General features: G+C 69.7%; 19 protein-coding genes. 15 read left to right on the top strand and 4 right to left on the bottom strand.

What is annotated here, in order from left to right; all coding sequences use genetic code 11:
- Nucleotides 1-24: 24 nt before the first annotated feature.
- Together POL67_RS10560 and POL67_RS10555 are read left to right on the top strand one after the other, a co-directional pair.
- The gene (locus POL67_RS10560) at nt 25-609 is read left to right on the top strand and encodes a hypothetical protein (RefSeq protein WP_136929406.1); all 585 of its coding nucleotides are present in this window, start codon (nt 25-27) and stop codon (nt 607-609) included.
- Nucleotides 610-672: 63 nt separating this feature from the next.
- Nucleotides 673-1,833 carry an alpha/beta fold hydrolase gene (locus POL67_RS10555; protein WP_271917117.1) on the top strand — a complete coding sequence of 387 codons (1,161 nt, stop codon included), beginning with the start codon at nt 673-675 and terminating at the stop codon, nt 1,831-1,833.
- Between the two features lie 45 nt (nt 1,834-1,878).
- On the opposite strand, the gene POL67_RS10550 is transcribed toward POL67_RS10555, so the two are convergent.
- Nucleotides 1,879-2,319 carry a universal stress protein gene (locus POL67_RS10550; RefSeq protein WP_271917115.1) on the bottom strand — a complete coding sequence of 147 codons (441 nt, stop codon included), beginning with the start codon at nt 2,317-2,319 and terminating at the stop codon, nt 1,879-1,881.
- A gap of 113 nt (nt 2,320-2,432) precedes the next feature.
- Here POL67_RS10550 and POL67_RS10545 point away from each other — a divergent pair, with 113 nt between their 5' ends.
- From POL67_RS10545 to tssD, 8 genes are all read left to right on the top strand, one after another.
- Nucleotides 2,433-3,212 carry a GGDEF domain-containing protein gene (locus POL67_RS10545; protein ID WP_271917113.1) on the top strand — a complete coding sequence of 260 codons (780 nt, stop codon included), beginning with the start codon at nt 2,433-2,435 and terminating at the stop codon, nt 3,210-3,212.
- Between the two features lie 35 nt (nt 3,213-3,247).
- Complete coding sequence (gene clsB, locus POL67_RS10540) at nt 3,248-4,468, top strand: cardiolipin synthase ClsB (protein WP_271917112.1); 1,221 nt, start codon at nt 3,248-3,250, stop codon at nt 4,466-4,468.
- Between the two features lie 19 nt (nt 4,469-4,487).
- The gene (locus POL67_RS10535) at nt 4,488-4,910 is read left to right on the top strand and encodes a hypothetical protein (RefSeq protein WP_271917111.1); all 423 of its coding nucleotides are present in this window, start codon (nt 4,488-4,490) and stop codon (nt 4,908-4,910) included.
- Between the two features lie 2 nt (nt 4,911-4,912).
- Nucleotides 4,913-6,571 (top strand): protoglobin domain-containing protein, encoded by a 1,659-nt coding sequence (locus POL67_RS10530; RefSeq protein ID WP_271917110.1) that lies wholly within the window; start codon nt 4,913-4,915, stop codon nt 6,569-6,571.
- 7 nt (nt 6,572-6,578) lie between these two features.
- Nucleotides 6,579-7,982, top strand: a complete 1,404-nt coding sequence (locus POL67_RS10525) for a sigma-54-dependent transcriptional regulator (RefSeq protein WP_271917108.1) — start codon at nt 6,579-6,581, stop codon at nt 7,980-7,982.
- A 29-nt stretch (nt 7,983-8,011) separates the two neighbouring features.
- Nucleotides 8,012-8,392 carry a response regulator gene (locus POL67_RS10520; protein ID WP_271917107.1) on the top strand — a complete coding sequence of 127 codons (381 nt, stop codon included), beginning with the start codon at nt 8,012-8,014 and terminating at the stop codon, nt 8,390-8,392.
- A 69-nt stretch (nt 8,393-8,461) separates the two neighbouring features.
- Nucleotides 8,462-9,301: an AAA family ATPase gene (locus tag POL67_RS10515; RefSeq protein WP_271917106.1), complete on the top strand. Its 840-nt coding sequence runs from the start codon at nt 8,462-8,464 to the stop codon at nt 9,299-9,301.
- A 350-nt stretch (nt 9,302-9,651) separates the two neighbouring features.
- Nucleotides 9,652-10,155, top strand: coding sequence for a type VI secretion system tube protein TssD (tssD, locus tag POL67_RS10510; protein WP_271917105.1), 504 nt, complete (start codon nt 9,652-9,654; stop codon nt 10,153-10,155).
- A gap of 123 nt (nt 10,156-10,278) precedes the next feature.
- Here the strand turns inward: tssD and POL67_RS10505 are convergent, their stop codons facing one another.
- Nucleotides 10,279-12,381 (bottom strand): MXAN_6577-like cysteine-rich protein, encoded by a 2,103-nt coding sequence (locus POL67_RS10505; RefSeq protein ID WP_271917103.1) that lies wholly within the window; start codon nt 12,379-12,381, stop codon nt 10,279-10,281.
- 133 nt (nt 12,382-12,514) lie between these two features.
- On the opposite strand from POL67_RS10505, the gene POL67_RS10500 reads away from it, so the two are divergent.
- From POL67_RS10500 to POL67_RS10490, 3 genes are read left to right on the top strand one after another with little or no spacing between them, the layout of a single operon-like run.
- The gene (locus tag POL67_RS10500) at nt 12,515-13,402 is read left to right on the top strand and encodes a glycosyltransferase family 2 protein (protein ID WP_271917102.1); all 888 of its coding nucleotides are present in this window, start codon (nt 12,515-12,517) and stop codon (nt 13,400-13,402) included.
- A 32-nt stretch (nt 13,403-13,434) separates the two neighbouring features.
- Entirely contained in the window at nt 13,435-14,862 is a 1,428-nt protein-coding gene (gene glmM, locus POL67_RS10495) for a phosphoglucosamine mutase (protein WP_308789520.1), read from the top strand.
- Nucleotides 14,863-14,871: 9 nt separating this feature from the next.
- Nucleotides 14,872-16,122 (top strand): tetratricopeptide repeat protein, encoded by a 1,251-nt coding sequence (locus POL67_RS10490; protein WP_271917101.1) that lies wholly within the window; start codon nt 14,872-14,874, stop codon nt 16,120-16,122.
- A 22-nt stretch (nt 16,123-16,144) separates the two neighbouring features.
- Here POL67_RS10490 and POL67_RS10485 read toward each other — a convergent pair whose 3' ends face one another.
- The gene (locus POL67_RS10485) at nt 16,145-18,277 is read right to left on the bottom strand and encodes a tetratricopeptide repeat protein (protein ID WP_271917100.1); all 2,133 of its coding nucleotides are present in this window, start codon (nt 18,275-18,277) and stop codon (nt 16,145-16,147) included.
- A complete protein-coding gene (locus tag POL67_RS10480) occupies nt 18,274-19,449 on the bottom strand; it encodes a tetratricopeptide repeat protein (protein ID WP_271917099.1) in 1,176 nt (391 codons plus the stop codon). The genes POL67_RS10485 and POL67_RS10480 overlap by 4 nt, the downstream gene beginning before the upstream one ends.
- Nucleotides 19,450-19,596: 147 nt before the next feature.
- On the opposite strand from POL67_RS10480, the gene POL67_RS53520 reads away from it, so the two are divergent.
- A complete protein-coding gene (locus tag POL67_RS53520) occupies nt 19,597-21,345 on the top strand; it encodes an OmpA family protein (protein WP_271917098.1) in 1,749 nt (582 codons plus the stop codon).
- A 32-nt stretch (nt 21,346-21,377) separates the two neighbouring features.
- A complete protein-coding gene (locus POL67_RS10470) occupies nt 21,378-21,671 on the top strand; it encodes a hypothetical protein (protein WP_271917097.1) in 294 nt (97 codons plus the stop codon).
- The last annotated feature ends 47 nt before the right edge of the window (nt 21,672-21,718 follow it).

Genomic DNA, 21,718 nt, shown 5'->3' with positions numbered 1-21,718 from the left:
GTCGCCGTGTGCTAGGTTTCCGCCGTGTGGGTCCGCCGCGCTGCCATCCGTCCGGTACCGTCCTTCGCGCAGGTCCCTTTGCGGGCCCTCTCGGAGGTCGAGGAGCAGCTCGCGGAGGATGACGAAGAGGCGCGGCAGAAGCTCGACGAAGCGTTCGCCCGCTTCGAGCAGACGCAGCCTGCGATGGCGGATCGGATCGCGCAGGTCCTCGGCGGACCTCTCGATGAAACCGCGCTCGCGCTCGGATACTTTCTGACGCTCGCCGTCTGGCTCGCCTTCGACAACGTGTTTGGCGAAGAGCTCGCGGAGGTCACGCCCCTCGCGCTCGCCGGCGTGGAAGAGTCGCTCAAGCTCGACGAACAGCTCCGCATGGCTGATCCGGCCGAGGCGGTCGACTCCGACGACGTCATCGCGATGGAGCAGCCCGATGTGCTCTCGTTCGTCCACGAGCACGTCGACGCGGCGCTCGAAGCGAATGCGAGCGAGGTGGACGTCGACGACGTTCACGAGATTTATCGCATCGTGCTGATCGAGGTCCTCGCGCTGAGTTATGCGGTCCGCCCCCCGACGAACTGGGGGATCCAGATGACGACCGAATTCACGGCCTGATCGCGCCCTGCATCCTCGGGTGACCGCGTTGACGCTCCGTCCGCGTCGGCTTACGCACGTCGTATGCAGAAACTCGGCATTGTCTTGGGGTTTGCAGGCCTCGTGTTCACGTCGGCTTGCACGGGCGGGGGTGACACCGGTCTCACGGGAGGGATCATCACGGGGCCGGCGGGGAGCGGCTCGGGCACGTCGGGCCCGGGCGGCGGCGGCGGCGACGGGGGAGCCGGCGGCGACGGGGGAGACGGCGGCATGGGCCAGGGCGGCGCGGGTGGATCGGGGCAAGGCGGCGCGGGCGCGGGCGGCGGCATGCCGATGGAGGTGTTCGATCCGAACAAGGACGGGCCGTTCACGATCGCCGAAGTGGACGACAAACAGTGGAAGTCGTCGACCGGCGACACGGTGCCGATGCACGCGGCGTATCCCACGGCAGGCCCCTTCGGCGGGCCGTATCCGGTCGTCGTCGTGGCGCACGGCTTCCAGATCGCGGCGAGCCAGTACTACAGCTACCTCCGGCGCCTCGCGAGCTTCGGGTATGTCGCGGTCACGCCCGACTATCCGACGTCGTTCTTGGGCAACGACAACACGAAGGCCACGCAGAACATCATCAGCGCCCTCGATTGGGTCGAGTCGAAGCCCGAGCTCAAGGCCGATACGAAGCTCGCAGGCGCCACGGGGCACTCGCTCGGCGGCAAGCTCGCCATCTACGCCGCGAAGCTCGATGATCGCTTCCAGGCTTCGATCGTCCTCGATCCGGTCGACGGCGCTCCCGGCAATCCGATCGACCCGAACCCGACGTGCACGGCCCCCGCGTGCATCAACGTGAGCGAGCAGCTTCCGATCGACAAACCCACGGGGTTCCTCGGCGAAACGCTCGACGGCATGAGCGGCGGCTTCCAGCCCGCGTGTGCGCCCGCCGCGGAGAACTTCATCACGTTCTACGCGGAGACCACCTCGCCGAGCATCGCCGTCACGATCAACGGCGCGAACCACGTCGGCTTCGTCGACAACACGCAGACCTGCGGCGTCGCCTGCAGCGCGTGCAAGATGCCCACGCTCGACAACGCCACGGTGAACGCCCTCTCCCGCGCCTACGTCACCGCCTTCTACGAGCGCTACCTCCGCGGCAACAAGGGCTACGACACCTACCTCACCGGCGCAGAGGCGCAGGCCCGCTACGTCGACACGGGCATCGCCTCGATCCAGTCGAAGACGTTCGCGCCGTAACGAGCCTGTGCGGCGCAGCCTTTGCGCGGCTCCGCACGCCTTGCATCACGACGTGAGCTTCTCGGCCTGCCGGACCACGAGCACCGATCGGTCCGCGTGGTTCACGACCTTCGCCGCGGTCGTCCCGATCAGCCGATCGAGCCCCTGATAGCCGTGCGACCCGATCATGATGAGGTCCACGTTCTCGTCCTTGGCCGCCTGGCAGATCGCCTGCCACGGCGTGCCCACGGCGACGCGCACCGGCCCGCGCAGCTCCTCGGGCACGCGCTCGAGCTCCTTCTCGACGTAGCGCAGCGCCTCTTGTTCGAGCAGCCCTTCGAGCGACGACGGCGGCAAGGCGTAGGCCTCCGGCGGCAGCTCGACCGGGATCCCGATCGCCCGCATCAGGATGAGCCGGCTGCTCGTTCGCCGCGCCAGGTCGATCGCCGCTTCGAGCACGTCCTTCGCCCGCGGGGAAGCATCGAGGCCAACCAGAATCCGGTGCATATCCGTCGCTCTCCTTGTTCTACGCGGCACGGGCGTAACACGACCCGTGCCATGCGCCCAGCACCCTCGTCACGCCACGCCGGCACGGATCTTCCAGGCAACCAGGGTCCACGATGCGATGGCTGCGCGTCCCCGAAAGCTGGCCCCGCCGGCGGGTCTTCCCCGTCCTCGGCGTCCTCTTCGCCCTCGGCGCGCCCCTCGGCCTGCTCGTCCTCCGCGCCCTCCTCGCCGGCGCGCCGCCCACGCCTGCCTTCTTCGTCGCGGAGATCAAAGCCGATCCCATCACCCTCGGGTACCTCGTCGTCACCTCGCTGCTCGTGTTCGTCCTGCTCGGTCGCACCCTCGGCGCACGCGAGGACGCGCTCGCCGCGGCCAGCAGGAAGGACCCGCTGACCGGCCTCGCGAACCGTCGGCACCTCGATGTGCGGCTCGCCGAGGAGATCACGCGCCTCGCGCGGTACGAGGGATCCGTCGCCCTCCTCCTGCTCGACGTCGACCACCTGAAGGAGATCAACGACCGCGGCGGCCACGAGGCCGGCGACGTCGCGCTGCACGCTGTCGCCGAGGCCTTGCGTCGATCTTGCCGCGCGATCGACCTGCCCTCGCGGTACGGCGGCGACGAGTTCGCCGTCCTCTTGCCGGAGACGACGGCCGTGCAGGGCGTCGCGCTCGCCGAACGGATCCGCGCGTCCTTGCGCGCCATGCCCGGCGCGCCGACCGTGTCGATCGGCCTCGCCGACCTCGACGCTGCGGCCGCGCCCCTGCCCCTCGCGCTCTTCGAGGCTGCCGACGCGGCGCTTTATGCGGCCAAAAAGGCGGGACGAGATCGCGCGGTCGTCGCGTCGTCCTCTCCTCCGCGGACGTCTGCCCTCGGCGAGGGGGCCGCGGGCTGATTCTGCGCTACGCTGGGCTTCGAAAGGATCCGCGATTGAGCCGAGGCGACAGTCTGCCGCTCTCTCCGAGCGTCGACGCCATCCTGTCCATCGACGCCGTGCCGCCGCCCACGACGCTCCTTCGCACGCCGGCCTTCTGCGACATGGTCGTGGGCTACCACCGGCTGCGCCTCCTCCACGACGGCGCGCAGACCTTCCCCGCGATGCTCGAAGCCATCGCGCACGCGCGCTCCACCATTTGCCTGGAGACGTACATCCTGCGCGACGACCACGTCGGACAGACCTTCGCGTGCGCCCTCGCCGAGCGCGCGCGCGCGGGCGTCGAGGTCAATCTCCTGTACGACGCCTGGGGCTCCTCCGTCTCGGGGGACTACGTCGCGTCGCTCAAGGAGGCGGGCGTGCGGGTCGTCGAGTTTCGCCCCGTGCGCATGGCGCTCCAGAATCGGAAGCTCTTGCGCCACGTCGTCAAGCGTAACCACCGCAAATCGCTCATCGTCGACTCGCACATCGCGTTCACCGGCGGGATCAACATCTGCGGCGATTACGCGCCGAAGGACATGAATAGCGCCCCGCCCTGGCGCGACACGCACCTCGCGCTCGAGGGTCCTGCGGCGGTCGAACTGCAATATTTCTTTTTGCGCACCTGGATGAAAGCCAAGGGCCCGGCGCTCGACGAGCCGCGCTACAGCCTCGCGGGTCGCCGCCCGGATCCGCGCGTCCGCGTGATCACGAGCGACATGCACCGCGGCCGCGCGGGCATCCGCGACGCCTACCGCGCGGCCATCAAAAACGCCAAGCGGCGCATCTGGATCACGAACGCCTATTTCCTCCCCTCGCTCGGCCTCCTCCACGCACTCAACGAAGCGGCCAAGCGCGGCGTCGACGTCCGGCTCATGGTCGCCGGCACGACGGACGTCCCGGCGGTCCTGCACGCTTCGCGCTCGATCTACGGGCGCCTCCTCGACTCCGGCGCGCGCCTCTACGAATGGATGGGCCGCGTGCTCCACGCGAAGACGGCGATCGTCGACGGGCATTGGTCGACCGTCGGGTCGAGCAACCTCGACATGCAATCGCTGCGGCAGAACCTGGAGGCGAACGCGATCATCGAGGACGAGCGGTTCGCGCTGGCGATGGAGGCCATGTTCCTCTCGGACCTCCCCCATTGCGACGAGGTCACCCGGACGAGCTGGGGAAAACGTCCGCCGTGGGAGCGGGCAGCCTCCTGGGCCGCCTATCTCTTTCGGGATTGGCTGTAACGACGAAACGCGCCCGCACATGCAAAGGCCCGCCCGTTGCATGGCGCCCGCGTTCATCATGTCGAGCAGCAAGCCCCCGCCTCGGAACACGCTCCCCGAGGTCCATCGTCTCCCGATTCGTGTCCTCGGCACCGGCGGCAAAGGATTGCTCGTCGAGTGCCCCCGCCGCTCCAAGGAAGTCCACGTCGATCGCTGCGCCCTCTGCGCGGCGTGCACCGGCCTCTCCATCCGCGATCGATACCTCGTCTGCACCGGCGCTCCCGACGCGCGCGAGACCGAGGAGAACGAACCTCCACGGGCCGGGGATGCACCCCTTGCATCCGAGGCGCAAGCTTTGCGCCATCGCGGCGTCCGGATCGGCTGGTTCGGCGCGGACCTCCCCTTGCTCGAAGGCAGGATCGAGGGCAACGTGGACGACGGTTCGTCGCCCGAGCTCCCGTGATCATGGATCGCCAGGCCTCTCCCCGCGCGGAAACGGACGAAAGCCTGGTGCAGGAGCTCCTGCGGTACGTGCGCTTCAGCGAGGAGGACGCGCGCCTCCTCCGCGCGCTCCGGCCTCTCGCGGCCCCGCATTTCGAGCGCATCGCCACGGCCTTCTATGACCGCATCCGCGAGCACGGCGACGCGCACGACGTCTTCACCGGCGAGGCGCAGATCAAGCGGCTCCAGGGCTCCATGGTCCGCTGGATGGATCGACTCTGCGCCGGCCCGCACGACGAGGCGTACTTCAAGAAGACCCTCGAAATCGGCCGGATCCACGTCCAGATCGGCCTCCCGCAGCGCTACATGTTCACCGCGATGGCGCTCATCCGCGTCGCGCTCCTCCGCGTCGTCGACGACGCCATGGGCGACGACGCGCGGGCCTGCCGCGAGGCGCTCGACCGCGCTCTCGACCTCGAGCTCGCGGTCATGCTCGAAAGCTACCGGGATCATTTCCTCGCGCGCACGCAGCAGCGCGAGCGCCTCGAACGCGCCGAGGTCGACCTCGCCTTGCGCCGCACCGAACACCGCTACGTCAGCGCCGTCGAGCTCGCCCGCGTCCTCGTCGTGGGCCTCGATCGCGAGGCCAGGATCCGCCTCTTCAACCGCGAGGCCGAGCGCGTCACCGGGCTCGGACGCGAGGAGGTCTTCGGCGCGCGTTTCCACGAGGCGCTCCTGCCCGAGGCCCTCCACGACGAGCAAGCGGGGCTCTTGCAAACGCTCCTCGACGGCCGCGACGGCCGCGCCTCGCTCGCCGACGTCGAGAGCGCGGTTCGCACCCGCGCCGGCAAGATCCGCGACGTCCGCTGGCAATTCGCGTATGCGCCCGGCGACGACGACGACATCGTCCTCTTCGCCGTCGGCCGCGACACGACCGACGAGAACGCGCTCGCCGTGCGGCTCCGGCAAAACGAGAAGCTCGCGGCCGTGGGCACGCTCGCCGCGGGCCTCGCGCACGAGATCCGCAACCCGCTGAACGGCGCCCAGCTCCACGTCACCTTCCTCGAACGAGGCCTGCGCAAGAGCGGCGCCGACGGCGAGCAGCTCGAAGCCGTCCACATCGTGGGCGAGGAGATCAAGCGGCTCGGCAAGCTCGTCAGCGAGTTCCTGGATTTCGCCCGCCCCAAACCCCTCGAACTCCGCCCCACGTCCGTGCGCGCCGTGTGCGAGCGCGCCGGAAAGCTCGCCGAGGCCCGCGCGCTCCAGACCGGCGTCACGCTCACCTTGGAGCTGCCCGCGAGCGAGCTCGTGCTCGACCTCGACACGCCCAAGATCCAGCAAGTCCTCCTGAACCTCCTGCAAAACGCGGTCGAGGCGCTCGACCCCACGGGCGGCGGCACCGTCACGCTCCGGGCGCGGCGAAGGCCGCGGGACGTCGTGATCGAGGTCGAGGACGACGGGCCTGGCCTCGCGAGCCCCGACGCCCCGATCTTCGACCCGTTTTTCTCGACGAAACCCGAGGGCACGGGCCTCGGCTTGGCCATCGTTCACCGCATCGTTACCGACCACGGCGGCACGATCGACGTCGACAGCCACCCTGGCAGGACGATATTCCGTGTCTCGCTCCCCGTCCGCCTCGGCGCGCACGATGCCGAGGGGAATGCGGGGAAGGTCCTCCCTTGAGGCTCCCATGACGGATACGAAAATCGCGGGCAAACCCAGGGCGCGCGTGCTCGTCGTCGACGACGAGGCGAGCGCCCGCTCCGGCCTCGAAAAGCTTTTGCGCCAGGAGGGCTACGCGGTCGACGCCGCGGCCGATGGCCCGAGCGCGCTGCAGATCGCCGCCGAGCGCCCGCCGGACGTGGTCGTGACCGACCTCAAGATGCCGCGCATGGACGGCCTCGAGCTTTTGCAGAAGCTCCGCGCCACGTACCCCGGCGTCCCCGTGATCATGGTGACCGCGTTCGGCGAGGTCTCGACCGCCGTCCAGGCCATGCGCGGCGGCGCGGACGATTTCATCACGAAGCCCGTCGATTTCGACGCGCTGGCGTTCTCGATCGAGCGCGTGATCGAACGGACGAACCTCAAGGCCGAGGCCGAGGAGCTACGCCGCCAGCTCCGCGAGCGCGAGGGCGAGGGGTTCGAGGGCCTCATCGGATCGAGCCCTGCGCTGCAGAAGGTCTACCGCGTCGCCAAGCAGGTCGCCCCGGCCCGCGCCACGGTCCTCATCACGGGCGAGAGCGGCACGGGCAAGGGCGAGCTCGCGCGGGCCATCCACAAGAAAAGCCCACGCGCGAACGGCCCCTTCATCACGCTGCATTGCGCGGCCCTCGCCGAGAGCCTCCTCGAAAGCGAGCTCTTCGGCCACGAGCGTGGCGCCTTCACCGGCGCGGACAAACGCCGCGTGGGCCGGTTCGAGCAGGCGAACGGCGGCACCTTGTTCCTCGACGAGGTCGGCGAGATCCCGCCGGCGACCCAGGTCAAACTCCTTCGTGTCTTGCAGGAGCGCACGTTCGAGCGGGTCGGCGGCAACGACCCTGTCGAGGTCGATGTCCGCCTCATCGCCGCGACGAACCGCGACCTCGCGAAGGACGTGCACGACGGCCGTTTCCGCGAGGATCTCTACTACCGCCTGCACGTCGTGCACGTCGAGATGCCGCCGCTCCGCCTGCGCGGCGGCGACGTCCTCCTGCTCGCCATGCATTTCCTCCGGCGCTTCGCGGTCGAGAACAAAAAGCGGATCGACGGCGTGACCGACCGCGCCCGCGCCAAGCTCCTCGCGCACCGCTGGCCGGGCAACGTGCGCGAGCTGGAGAACGCGATCGAGCGCGCCGTCGTGCTCTGCGAGGGCCCGCAGATCGACGAGGACGACCTGCCGATCGACGTGGCCCCGTTGCCCAAGGGCGGCGTGCGCATTCCCGGCGCCACGATGGCCGAGATCGAACGATTCGCGATCCTCTCCACGCTCGACGCGACGAACGGCTCCACGGCGAAGGCTGCCGAGATGCTCGACATCAGCGTCCGCACCATCCAGTACCGCCTGCACGAGTACGGCGTCGCCGCGAAGGAAAAAGAGAAAAAGGGCGCCGGCTGAGTGGCACGGGGTTTGTAGGACCCCCGCGCGTGGACACGCAAGAACGGCCGCGGCGACTGGTCCTTCTGGTGGACGACGACATCCGCTCGGCGCGTATCTTCGTGCGGATGCTCCGCGAAGACGGCTTCGACGTCGAGGTCGCGCACGACGGCGCCCACGCCATCGGCAGGCTCTCGCGCGCCCCCATGCCCGACGTCCTCGTGACCGACCTGCAAATGCCGCACGCCGACGGCATCGCCGTCGCGAAGTACGCGCGCTCCGAAAACCCCGCGCTGCCGATCTTCATGGTGACGGGGTATCCGGAGATCGTCGCGGCGCGCGCCAAGGCATTTGATCCCGAGCCGCGAATCTTCACGAAGCCGCTCGATTATCCGACCTTCGCGAGGGAGCTCGATCGGTCGGGCACGTGAGCGCACGCCTTGCGCTCCGGCGCAAACCGCGCGCCCCGCGGGGGGTTTCTCCGTGCTAGGTTCCCGCCCATGACGGAGTTTCGTCGTTTCCGCGGCACGATTGGTTACCTCACGAACGAATCCCTCGAGGCCGCGGTGAACTGCGCCCTCGCGCTCGAACGCCCCCTGCTCGTGAAGGGCGAGCCTGGCACGGGCAAGACCCTGCTGGCCGAGGCGATCACGCAAACGCTCGAAACGGAGCTCATCCCCTGGCACGTGAAGAGCACCACCCGCGCGCAGGACGGCCTCTACGTCTACGACACGGTCCAGCGCCTCTACGACTCGCGCTTTGGCGACGGCGACGTCCGCGACATCCGCCGTTACATCAAGCTCGGCCCCCTCGGCCGCGCGCTCGCCGCGGAGAAACGCGTGGTCCTCCTCATCGACGAGATCGATAAGGCGGACCTCGAGTTCCCGAACGACCTCTTGCACGAGCTCGATCGCATGCGGTTCCGCGTGGTCGAGACGGGCGACGAGTACGTGGCGAAAGAGCGGCCCGTCGTCGTCATCACGAGCAACAACGAAAAAGAGCTTCCGGACGCGTTCCTGCGCCGCTGCGTCTTTCACTTCATCGATTTCCCCGACCGCGACTTCATGCGGCAGATCGTCAACGTCCACCACCCGGAGCTCGCGCGGGCGCTCGTGGATCAGGTCCTTTCGGTCTTCTATGAGATCCGCAACATGTCGCGGCTCCGCAAGCGCCCGTCCACGAGTGAGCTCATCGACTGGATCGCCGCGCTCCGCAAAGCCGGCATCGATGAGGTGAAGCTCGAACAGGCGCTCCCCTTCCTCGGCGCACTGCTCAAGAAAGAGCAGGATCTCGTCGCGTTCGCCGATCAGCTCGCGGGCGGCCGCAAATACCGCTCCTGACGCGCCGCATCCTGGATCCTGTTTTCCCCACGGTGGGGCCTCGAAGATCCAGGATCTTTGCCCCACCCCCCCTCCAGATTCACGCAATGACACGGTAGTCGTACGTCGTGGCTGCGTCTTTTTGGGGTCCAACGGATGGCATGACGAATGCAATGATGCCGGGTCGACTTCCCTCGAACGGCCGGCACGAAGTTGCTTGACGCCGGAGCGGAAACGAGGGAAAGCCGAAAGCCCGTACACGGAGGTCTTCGGATCTTCGGGTTCGGCTGGGAGACCGTCATCTGCCAGCGCGCAATAAGGCGTAGACTGAGTCCAGGGGACGGCGCGACCAAACGGAAGAGGTTTGCACCATGGCTCTCAATGCGTATCTCCGTCTGAAGGGGCAGAAGCAGGGCGAGATCAAGGGCTCCGTGACCCAGAAGGGTCGCGAGAACAGCATCATGATCATCGCGGTCTCGCACGAGATCATGAGCCCCCGCGATCCGGCGAGCGGCCTGCCGACCGGCAAGCGCATGCACAAGCCCTTCATCGTGACGAAGGAGCTCGATAAGGCGTCGCCGCTGCTCTACAGCTCGCTCGTCAACAACGAGAACATCTCGGAGTGGGAGCTCAAGCACTACACGCCGCAGGTGAAGGCGCAGCAGGGCGTCGGCACCGAGGTGAACCACTACTCGGTGCGCCTGATCAACGCGAACATCGCGTCGATCAACTTCCGTATGCCGAACAACCGGAACCCCGATCTCATGAAGTACGCCGAGTACGAGGAGATCGCGTTCACGTACCAGAAGATCATCTGGACGTGGAACGAGGGCGGCATCACGGCCGAGGACGACTGGGAGACGCCGGTCACCTGATGTTGGGCTGACGCCCAGCAAACCCAACCGGGCGGCCCAATGGCCGCCCGGTTTCATTTTGTGGTCCCGGGACAACCCCGGGGAATGCGATGGGGGGCGCCGCCCCCCATCCCTACGTCCTGCTCAGCCGCCCGTGCCCGGCAGCGTGGCCGCCGAGAGCCACTGGAAGCCGTCCAGGATGGCGAGCGAGTCGTACGACGCGTCGCCCACGTCCCACAGCGCGATCCGGATCTCCACGATTTGCCCGGGGATCACGTTGCCCGCGGTCGTCAGCCAGAACGTGCCGCCGCCGATCAGGCAATCACCGTCCGATTCGAAGCCCGTGCCCATGAGCTGCGACGAGCCGAGCGAGCACGAGGTCGCGCTGACGCTCGTGTCCCAGCAGAACGGCGACGCGGCCTGCGAGTCGCACACGGCGAAGAGATTCGTGCCCTGCGCGATGTTGATCCCGATCGGCCATTTCTGGTTGCCCGACGTGAACGTCATCAGGTTCTTGTCGACCGGGTTCGGCGTCGGCGACGGCACGCCGGTCGGCGTGTCGACGAGCGCGATGAACTGGTCGTTGAAGCTCGTGCAGACGAACTCCGGGTATTCCGCCGACATGAAGTACGAGTTGAACGAGAAGGCCCGCGCGTTCGTGGGCGCCCGCAGCCGGAGGACGAGCATGACCGAGTCCTCGGCTTCCGGCGTGTTGCTCGCATTGCAGCCCGGGGAGTCGGGCAGGCCGTTCGCGGGCTTGAGCGGCAGGTTTGGCGTAGCGAACCAATCCTTGACCGAATGCTCCCCGCCGCCCGAGATCAGCACGTTGCTCACCGGCGTGTGCTCCGACGATACGTTGAAGCCCCCCGGCGCGCCGCCGTTCGGCCCCGGGTTCGTCTGCGTCGCGTCCGCGGCGATGCCGCTCGAGAGCACGACCGCGCTCTTGCCCTCCAGCACGGCCGGCGTGATGCCGCCGAAGCTCTGGCGGATCGACGTCGCCTGCATGTCTGTGAGCGGCGAGCCGTCGGCGCGCAGGAGCTTGGCGTTGATGAGGCCCCACGTCTTCTCCGCCTTCGGCGCGTTCTCCGTCGTCGTGCGGCAAATGCCGAGCGCCTTCGCGTAATCAGTCGGGGACGATGAATTCGAGACCAGCCCGTCGTCGCAGGAGACCGTGTCTTCCAGATCGAAGAGATCGGTCTTCGCATTGCAGTTGTCGTCGATGCCGTTGCCCACGACCTCGATCGCGCCCGGGTTCACCTTCTCGGGCTCGGCGCCGCAGAGGCCGGGTTTGTCGCAGCAATCGCCCTCGCTCGCGAGCCATCCGTCGTTGTCGCAGTCCGTCGTCGTGCTGTCGCAGACCTGGCAGGTCCCGTCCACGCACGTCGCGGAGGCGGCGCACTTGTTGCCGCACGCCCCGCAGTTCGACGCGTCCGACGCTGGCAAAACGCAGAGCGAACCGCATAGCAGGAACGGCGCATTGCATTCGCCGATGCTCACGCACATGCCCGCCGCGCAGAGCTGCCCCGAGGGGCACGCGTTGCCGCACGTCCCGCAATGCGTCGGGCTCGTGTCGAGATCCACGCAGCTCGACCCGCACAGGGCCGAGCCGCCGAGGCACGTGACGGCGCATTGCCCCATCGAGCAGACCTGGCCCGCAGGGCACGCCGTTCCACACGCGCCGCAATTCGCCGGATCCGTATCGAGGTCCACGCAGGCGCCGTTGCAAGCCGTCGCGCCCACGCACGACGTCCCGCATTGCCCCGCCGAACAGACCTGACCCTGCGTGCACGCCGTGCCGCACGCCCCGCAGTTGTTCGGGTCGTTCACGAGGTCCACGCAGAGGTCGCTGCATTGGGTCGTGCCGCCGAGGCAGGTAATCCCGCACTGGCCCTGCGAGCAAACCTCGCCGGCTGCGCAGGTCTTGCCGCAGGCGCCGCAGTTCGTCGGGTCGAACGCGAGGACCGTGCAGGCCTCCCCGCAAAGCGTCGTGCCGGGCCCGCAGACCGAGCCGCCGCCCTGCCCTGCGCCGCCCATCCCCGCGCCGCCTTGCCCTGGGGCGCCGCCCTGGCCCGCGGTGCCGCCCTGCCCGCCGGGCCCGTCGTCGCCGCCCCTCCCGTCGCCGCCCGAGGAGTTGTCCGATGTGCTGGTCGCACACCCGGCCCACGCGGCTGCCGATCCCACGGCGAGCAGCGCCACGAGCGTCGCGTTCTTGAAACCAAGATTGGATACGCTGGAAAATTTTGTCATGACGAACGTCCCCCGTTTGGAAGGAACGGCCTTCCTTACCAGAGTTTCCTCCAGGCGAGCGTCCTTTGTCCGCGCAGCGCACGTTTTCGCCTGGGGTTGAAATCGTCGCGCGATTTCGCTAAGGCGTCGCCTCGTGTACTCGGGTGTGCGTGTCGCCGTGGTGATCCCGGCTTTCCGGGAAGAGGATCGGATTGCGGAGACGGTGCGGTCCGTGCCTTCGTTCGTGGACCACGTCGTGGTGGTCGACGACGCGAGCGACGACGCCACCTCGGCCGCCGCGCGCGCCGCGGGGGACACGCGCCTCGTGCTCGTGCGGCACGCGGAAAACCGCGGCGTCGGGGCGGCCATCTTGACCGGGTATCGCGAGGCGCGGGCGCTCTCCGCCGACGTCGCGGCCGTGATGGCGGGCGACGGGCAGATGGATCCGCTCGACCTTCCCGCCGTCGTCGGGCCCGTGGCGCGCGGCGAAGCCGATTATGTCAAAGGCGATCGCCTGCGCCACCCCTCCGTATGGAAGGACATGCCGCTCCACCGGCTCCTCGGCACCTCGGCGCTCGCGTGGATGACGCGCCATGCGGCGGGATTGCCTTCGTTATCGGATAGCCAGTGCGGTTACACGGCGATCGGCGCGGCGGCGATGGATTGCCTGCTCCACGAGGGAATGTGGGCGCGGTATGGATACCCGAACGACTTGCTCGGCACGCTCGCCCGTCACGGACATCGCATTCACGAAGTCGAGGTGAAACCCGTCTACCGCGGCGAAGCGAGCGGGCTCCGGCCCTGGCATGTTTTCACGATTGGCTATGTGGTTGGGCGTGTCGCTGCCCGTCGCGCAGCTTCCTCGCTCGAGGCGCGCTGGCCACGTGTCTCCAACGGATTTTCCCGCGACCGTCGCGCCGGGTCGTCCTCTCGAATTTCTTCCCCTCCCAAAGAACCCGTTTCTCCGGACCGTCATCGAACCGCCGCCGCCTCCTGCCGGCCCGAGGACCTCACCGACGGACGCCTCTCATCTGGGGGCTGACGCTCGGCCACGTCCGCGGCTAGCGTGGCGGCGTGGCCAGGACGGAGTCGACCAGGAAGAAGGAGCAAGAGCCTTTGACCAAGAGCAGCGGACGCAAGCTCTTCGGGACGGATGGAGTTCGTGGAACCGCAAACGAACCGCCCATGACGCCCGAGATGGCGTTGCGACTCGGGCGCGCCATCGCGTTCGTCGCGCGGCGCGGGAAGGGCCGCAAGGTGCGTGTCGTCATCGGCAAGGACACGCGGCTCAGCGGCTACATGTTCGAGACCGCGCTCGCCTCGGGCATCTGCGCGATGGGCGGTCACGTCATGCTGAGCGGCCCGATCCCCACCCCGGCCGTCGCGCAGCTCACGCGGAGCATGCGCGCCGACGCCGGCGTCGTGATCAGCGCCAGCCACAACCCGTACGGTGACAACGGCATCAAGATCTTCGGCCCCGACGGCTTCAAGCTGCCGGACGCCGAGGAGGCCGCAATCGAACGGCTCATGGAGGGCGGCGAGCTCGACGCGCTCCGCGTGACCGGCGCCGCCATCGGCGACGCCATGCGGCTCGAAGACGCGCGCGGCCGGTACGTCGTGTTCTGCAAGAACACCTTCCCCGCGCAGCTCTCGCTCGACGGCGTCAAGCTCGTCTGCGACGCCGCGCACGGCGCCGCCTACAAGGTCGCGCCGCTCGTCTTCAGCGAGCTCGGCGCGGACGTCGTCCCGCTCGGCGTGAAGCCGAACGGCCGCAACATCAACCGCGACTGCGGCGCCTTGCACCCCGACCACGTCGCCTCCGAGGTCGTGCGCAAGGGCGCCGCGCTCGGCATCGCGCTCGACGGCGACGCCGACCGCGTGATCATGGTCGACGAGAAGGGCCAGATCGTCGACGGCGACGTGATCATGGCGCTCGTCGCGCTCCGGCTCCTCCGCCAGGGCAAGCTGCCGCACGGCACCGTGGTCAGCACGGTCATGTCGAACCTCGGCCTCGAACGCGCCCTCGCGGCCGAGGGGGGCCGCGTCGAGCGCACCGCCGTCGGCGACCGGTACGTCGTCGAGGCCATGCGCGCCGGCGGTTACAGCTTCGGCGGCGAACAATCCGGCCACCTCATCTTCCTCGACCACGCGACCACGGGCGACGGCATCGTGGCGGCGCTGCAGGTCCTCGCGATCATGCTGGAGTCGGGCAAGCCCCTCTCGGAGCTCGCGTCGCGGGCGATGCAGCGCGTCCCGCAAGTGCTGGAGAACGCCACGTTCGTCCGGCGCTTGCCGCTCGAATCGATGCAGACGATGCGGCTCGTCGTCGACCGCGTGGAGAAGACGCTCGGCGGCAAGGGCCGCGTGCTCGTGCGCTGGAGCGGCACGGAGCCGAAGCTCCGCGTGATGGTCGAGGGCGAGGACGAGGCGCTGATCGCCCGGTACGCGCAGGAGATCGTCGAGGCCGCAAAGAGTGACGTCTCGAGCGTCGCGGCAGGGTAAATTCCGCGCGTGCTCCTCCTGCTCGACGTGGTGACGCGCGCCGCGCGCCTTCTCTTGCTCGCGCTCGCGCCGCCGCTGCTCTCGCCCGAGCCCTCGCCCCCCGGAAACCCGATCGTCGCGGCGATCCTGGCCGTGCTCCTGCTCGGCGCCGTGCTCTACGGCGCCGTACGGCTTCGCGCGTGGGGGTTGCCTCAGCGGGGATTTGCGTGGAGCGCAGCGTTCGCGTGGGTCGCGGTCGCGGCCGCGCTCGGCGCCGCGCTCTACTTCCGTGACGGCCGCGCGCCGCTCGGCCAGGGCGTGGTGTTCGTCGCGGTCCCGGCCTGGGCCTCCCTCCTGCTCGCGGCCTCGACGCTCGCAGGCAAGAAGCTCCCGCGCGCTCGTCATGCAGGGCGCTTCGCGGCGCTCTCCGTGCTCACGCTCGGCGCGCTCGTCTTCGCGTCCGCGTCGTCCTGGCTCGCCTCTCCCATGCAGATGTGGTGGGAAGCGATGCGACGCGACGGCGAGCACCCGCGCGCGATCGGCGAGCTCACGCGGAAGCCGCTCGGCGCGCGGGATTTTCTGGCGGCGCGCGCCGTCGCGGACGAGTGCTTGCGGCTGCACCCCGGGAGCTGCCGCTGCCAGGGCGAACACGCCGAGATCGCCATCCGCGCCCGCGACTTCGTGCAAGCCGAAGGCCTCGCGCGCGCCGCCCACGAGCATTGCCCTGGCGACGCAAATCTGCGCGCCCTCCATGCGGAAACGCTCGGCCTGAGCGGGCAGGCGATGCGAGCCGAGGAGGAGGCCCGGCGCGCCCTCGCCCTCGGCGGCGCGGAGGCACGCCTGCGGTACGCGCTCGCCCTCGCGCTCGCCGGTCAAGGCAAGGACGCCGAGGCGATGCGGGAAGCGAGGCGCGCCGTCGAGCTCGGGGCCGGCCGAAGCGCCGTGCTCTTCGTCGGCTCCACGGCCCTCGTAAAGGGTGATCTCGACGAGGCCGCTCGTGCGCTTGGCCCGCTCGTCGCGGCCGATCCGGGCGACGCCGAGGCGCAGTACGACCTCGGGCTCGTGGCCGATCGCCGCGGCGACTACAACGCCGCGCGCTCCGCGTACCTCGCGGCCCTGCGGGCGGACCCGACGTTCGCGGACGCGCGCTACAACCTCGCGCTCCTCACGTTCCGGCGCGGCGTCGTCGAGGAAGCAAAGCACCACGCGCAGAAGCTCCGCGAGGCACACCCCCGCGACCCGCGCAGCGCCGAACTCGCCCGGTCGTTGGGCCTCCAATAGTAGGAACTCAAGCCGTAGGAGCTCAAGGCTTCTGGGCCAGGCGTGCGCGCGCGGCCTCTGCGGTCTTCGTGTCGCCGATGCCCTCGGCCATGCCGAGCATCTTCGTCCAGAGCGGGCGCGCCTCGGCCGGCCGGCCGAGCTGATCGAGCGCCGTCGCGAGCTGGAACGTTGCGCCGTAGTGCTCCGGGTGGTGCGCGAGCACGGCGCGGAAATGCGCCGCCGCGGCCTCGGGCTCCTTCTTCTGGTAGAGCGCTTCGAGCCCGAGCCGCATCGAGACTTCCGGATCGTTCATCGTCGCCGCGCGGACGCGCTCGTCGATCGCGGCCACCCGCGCGCGGGCGTGCTCGGCCGTCTTCATGTCGCCGATCCCGTCGGCCATCGTCGCCATCTTCACCCAGAGCGGCCGTGCGCTGCGGGGATCTCCGGCCTGCTCGAGCGCCGTCGCGAGCTGGTACGTCGCGCCGTAATGATCGGGGTTTTGCGCGAGGACCTCGCGAAACCGCGCCGCCGCGAGGACGGGATCGTTCTGCGTGTAGAGCGCCGCGAGCCCGAGCGTCATCGGATCCGGCTGCGCGCCGAGGCTCCGCGTGGGGGCCGCGCGCGGGTTCGGCGGCACGGCCAAGGGGCCCGCGCCACCCGGTTTTCCCGCTGGAATCGGGCTCGACGCCTTCCAGGCGATGACGATCGCCAGCGCGGCGACCACGACGGCGCCGAGCCAGAAGGCCACGAAGTTCGGCCCGCCGGCCTCTTTCGGCGCGCGCGCGGCGGCCTTCGCGGCGGGCATCTCCGCGGCCTCTTCGTCCCTGCTCTCTGCGTTGGTTTCGGGTTCCGACACGGCGACTTTCCTCCGAACGACGAGCCCCACGAGCAGGGCCCCGAGCGCCGCGAAAAAGACGAACGGGAAGGCGCTCGCGCCCGCACGCGCGGCGGGACCCGGCAGGGCGCCGAGCGCGCGGAGGACGTCGTACGTGGTGGGATCATAGGTGCGAAAGGTGATGAACGTCTCGTGGAACAGGGCGAGCTCGAGCACGGCCGAGGGGATCACCCAGGCCGCGGCGAAGGCGGCCCCGCGCGCACGCCCGGCCCAGGGAAACGTGACGAGCGCCCACGCGGCGAGCAGACGGAGGATCGGGTCGAGGACCACGAGGAAACGCAGGTTCTTGGGCAGGCCCGCGAACGCGGCGAGCGAGACGAGCAGGAAGGACACGAGCCAGAGCGCGCCGCGGTGTTCGCGGGGACGCTCGGCCAGACGCGCGAGCGCAAAGGCCACGAGGACGCAGACGATCGGCGCGAGCACGAAGAGGTCGAACAGGGGCCGATGCGGCGGGCCGCTCTGGTACTGGATGCCGTAGTCGTCGAGGAACGAGGCCCGCGTGAGGCGGAGGAGCTCGACGAAGGCCGAAGCGTCGCGGCCGAGGAGGACGAAACCCGCGAAGAAGAGGACCGGCGGGGCCAGAAAGAGCAGCGCCTCCGCGGGGCGGACGCGCGAGCGCGAGGCGAGGACGGTCGCGGCCGCGAGGCCCGCGTACGGAAAGACGAACGCCTCTTTCACGGCGAACGCGAGCGTCGCGAGGAGAACAAACAGCGCCATGGCGCGACCCCGCGCGCGGAGCGCCTCCCGCTCGTCCTGGACGAGCCGCACGAGGGCCCACGCCGCGGCCAGGAAGACCGCGCAGTACACCTCGTCCTGGAGCGCGCGGCGGGAGAGCGCGAGCTGGAGCGGCGACGTCACCGTGAGCGCGGCGGCGACGAGCCCGGCGCGCGGCCCCACGAGGCGCGCGCCGAGCAGGTACGTGAAGACAATCGACACGATCCCCGCGAGCGTCGAGAGCCAAGCGAGCGCGCGACCGTCACACGGCGCGTCCGCGGCGCACGCGAGCGAGGTCATCACGAAGTAGCCCCACCGGAGCGGCGTGGGGGACGCCGCGAGATCCGCTCGTTCGAGGTGGGCGGCGACGAGCCGCGGGTAGGCGGACAACCCCTCGCGCAGGAGAAACTGCGTCGAGGAGACGTAATACGCCTCGTCCGCGGGCGCATACGACGCGACGTCGTTCCACAGGATCCGGAGCGCCGCCCCGAGCCCCACGATCCCGAGGAGCACGGCGTACGTCCGGACGAAGCTCACGAGCGCCGCGCCGAACGAGCGCGTGGTCATCGTTTCGCCTGCGGAGGTTTTTCCGGGGCGGCCTCGGCGGCCTTCGCCTGCGAAAGCTCGAGCGCCTCGACGTGCACCTTCGCCTCGCGCTGAAGGTCGGCGACGAGCTGCCTCTGCGGACCTTCGAGCGGCAACACGAGCAGACGGCGATACGCGGCGAGCGCCTGCTCGGCGCGCCCGAGGTCCTCGTTCGCCATCCCCACGCCGAGCAGCGCCGGCGCAGCCAACGGATCGGCCGCGAGCACGCCCCCGAGCACGTCGAGCGCTTCGCTCGACTTCTTCCGCCGCACCAGCGTGAAGCCAAGCGCGATCGACGTCGCCGCGTCCGGCCGCAGCTCCACGGACGCCCGCAGCGCCCGCTCCGCCTCGTCGAGCCTCGCCGCGCCGAGCAGCGCCTGCCCGAGCAGGCTCAGCGCCTCCGGGCTCCGCGGAGACATCTGCACCGCGCGCTCGAGATCCGCCGCGGCCTCGACGTGGTTGCCCTGCTGGAGACGCGCATTGCCCAGCGCGAGCCGCGTCCCGAAGTCGTCCCCCGCCTTCAACGCCGCCACGAGCCGCTCGATCGCGCCGGGCAGATCCCCCTCGGCGAGCTTCCGTTTCCCGAGGCCCGCGAGCGGCCCCGCCGCGCCCGGCCGCAGCACGAGCGCGTGCTCCAGCGCGGCCTTCGCCTCCGCCGCGGCCTCCGGGCGGTCCAGGAGGAACGCCCCGAGTGCCGCCTGGGCCGCGAACACGTTCGGATCGACCTTCACCGCCTCGACGAGCTTCGCCCGGGCGCCCTCCATGTCCCCACGCCGCGCGAGCACGTTGCCGAGCGCCGCCAGGCACACCGCTTCGAGGCCCTTCTCCGTCCTGCGCAGAACCTCCGCCTCGTACGCCACGTCCTCCAGCGCGTCCGCGGCGACCCGAGCGGGGCTCTCGGCCATGAGGGTGACCCGCGCCCGCATTTGCGCCCGTTGCACGCGCGGATCACGCGGCGCGAGCTCGTGCGCGTGGGCGTAGGCGGCGAGGGCCTCCCCGTACCGACCCTCCACGAGCGCGCGATCCCCCCGGCCGAGGTGCGTCACAGCGAGGTCGGGGAGCGCGTCGCACCCCCCGACGAGCGCCGCGACCAGCAAAAGGGGCCGCAAGGCAGCTTGGCAAGCCGCGGCGCGAGCGGCGGTTCGGCGATCCATCGGCATGCCGTTGTACTCCGCCCGGTCGCCCCCGCGAAAGCGTCCCGACTGCCACGCAGCTTGACAGCTCACGCGTGGTCAGGGTTTTCTGCAGATATGCGCCTCGATCGCCGCCTGGGGCGGACTCGGTCGATCCTGGCCGGGGCCGTGGTCTTCCTTTTCGCGTGCCCTTCGCTCGCGCAGGAAGCGAGCGCGACCGGCGCCCTCGAACGTTTCCAGCCCTCCGTCGCCGGCGACGCCCTCTTCGGCGTCCCCTCGCCGGGCGTGTCTGGACACCTCGTGCCCCGCGCCAAGGCCGTCGTCGACTTCGGCCTGAGCCCGCTCTCGATCCAGGAGGGCGACACCCGCTACGCCATCGTCTCGCAGCAGACGTTCCTGCACGTGAACGCCTCGCTCGCGCTCTGGGATCGGCTGCTCGTCTCGCTCGACATGCCCTTCGCGCTCGCGCAGGGCGGCGAGAGCCCCACCGTCCTCGGCGCGCAGTTCGCCTCGCCGCAATCGGCCGAGGTCGGCGATCTGCGCATCGGCGCGCGCGTGCGGCTCTTCGGCGCGGATCGCGGCGCCTTCCAGGTCGGCCTCGGCGGGTACCTCTACACGCCCACCGGTCCGAGCGGCTACGCAGCCGAGGGCGCGGTCCGCGGCGAACCCCACGTCGTCCTGGGCGGGCGCGTCGATCGGTTCCTGTACAGCGTCTCGCTCGGCACGACCCTGCGCGCCTCGGCCCGTCCGCACACGTTCGACGCGCGCGCCGGCGCAGCCGTGGTGTTCGGAAAAGACTTCTTCCAGGTCGGCCCCGAGTTCTCGCTCTCGACGCCGTTCGCGCGCGAGATCCTCGTCGACACGCCGGACACGCGGATCTCGGTCGCGTCCCCGGTCTCGGCCGAGCTCCTCCTCGGCGCCAAACTCCGCCCGCTGCCCTTCCTGGTCGTCGGCGCAGCCGCGGGCCCGGGTCTCACGCAGGGTTATGGAACGCCCGTCTTTTCTGCGGTCGGCAGCATCGGCTACGAGCCCCAAGCCGCCCCAGCCGACAAGGACACGGACGGCGACGAGATCCCCGACAAACGCGACGCCTGCCCCGATACGCCAGGCCCGGCGAACGACGATCCCCACAAGAACGGCTGTCCGGTCGACACCGACGGCGATCGCATCGCGGACAAACAGGACGCCTGCCCGAACGAGCCAGGCCCGAAGAACGAGGATCCGACGAAGAACGGCTGCCCGCCCGACACGGACGGCGACACCATCGTCGATGCGAAGGACGCCTGCCCGAGCGAGCCCGGCGCGAAGAGCGCGGATCCCAAGAAAAACGGCTGCCCCGTCGACACGGACGACGACAGCATCCGCGACGCCGTGGACGCCTGTCCCAAGGATCCCGGCGTGCCGAACGAGGACCCGAAGAAGAACGGCTGCCCGCCCGATCGCGACGCGGACACGGTCCCCGACAAGACGGACGCATGCCCGGACGTGCCCGGAAAACCCGACGAAGAAGCCAGGCTCAACGGCTGTCCGAAGGTCGAGGTCACGTCAAAAGAGATCATCATCCGGCGCCAGATCCGCTTCCGGTTCGGGCTCTCGAGCCAGTACCAGACGGTGGATCCGATGAGCGACGACCTCCTGCACGAGGTCCGCGACGCGATCCTCCAGCACCCCGAGATCGAGCTCATCGAGGTGCAAGGCCACGCCGACGCGGTGGGCGCCGACGAGTACAACAAGATCCTCTCGCAGAGCCGCGCCGACTCGGTGCGCGCCTGGCTCATCAAGCGCGGGATCCCACCCGAGAAGCTCATCGCCAAAGGCTACGGCGCAACGGTGCCCGTCGACTCGAACGAGTCGAAGGAAGGACGCCAGCAGAACCGCCGCGCAAACTTCGTGATCATCAAGAAAAAGGAGCCTTGAACCTCGCCCGAGGCCGGCTCTAGAATCGACCCATGGCTTCCCTCGCGCGTCTCTCGGTCGGATCCCTCGCGATCTTCGCGGTGGTGGGCGTCCTCGGCTGCGACGCAGGAGGCCTGCTCGTCGTCGAGGACAAAGAGAACGAGCCCCCGCCCGTCGCGGCAAAGGGCCACCCCGCGACGGAAATCGTCGCCGGCGGCACCCAGGTGCGCAACGGCAAGTACAAGCTCATCTACACGATGGGCCAGCCAACGCCGCAAAGCGTCCAGCAATTGCCCGAAGGCCGACGCCTGAACGGCGGCATGCCCGGCGCCACGCAAGAGCCCTGAGGGGCCGCCACGCCGGGGCAGCGCCCCGGCGCAACGGCCTGCGCGGA

It is taken from the genome of Polyangium mundeleinium (assembly GCF_028369105.1).
GTDB lineage: Bacteria > Myxococcota_A > Polyangia > Polyangiales > Polyangiaceae > Polyangium > Polyangium mundeleinium.
This window is presented reverse-complemented; position numbering and strand designations above follow the sequence as displayed.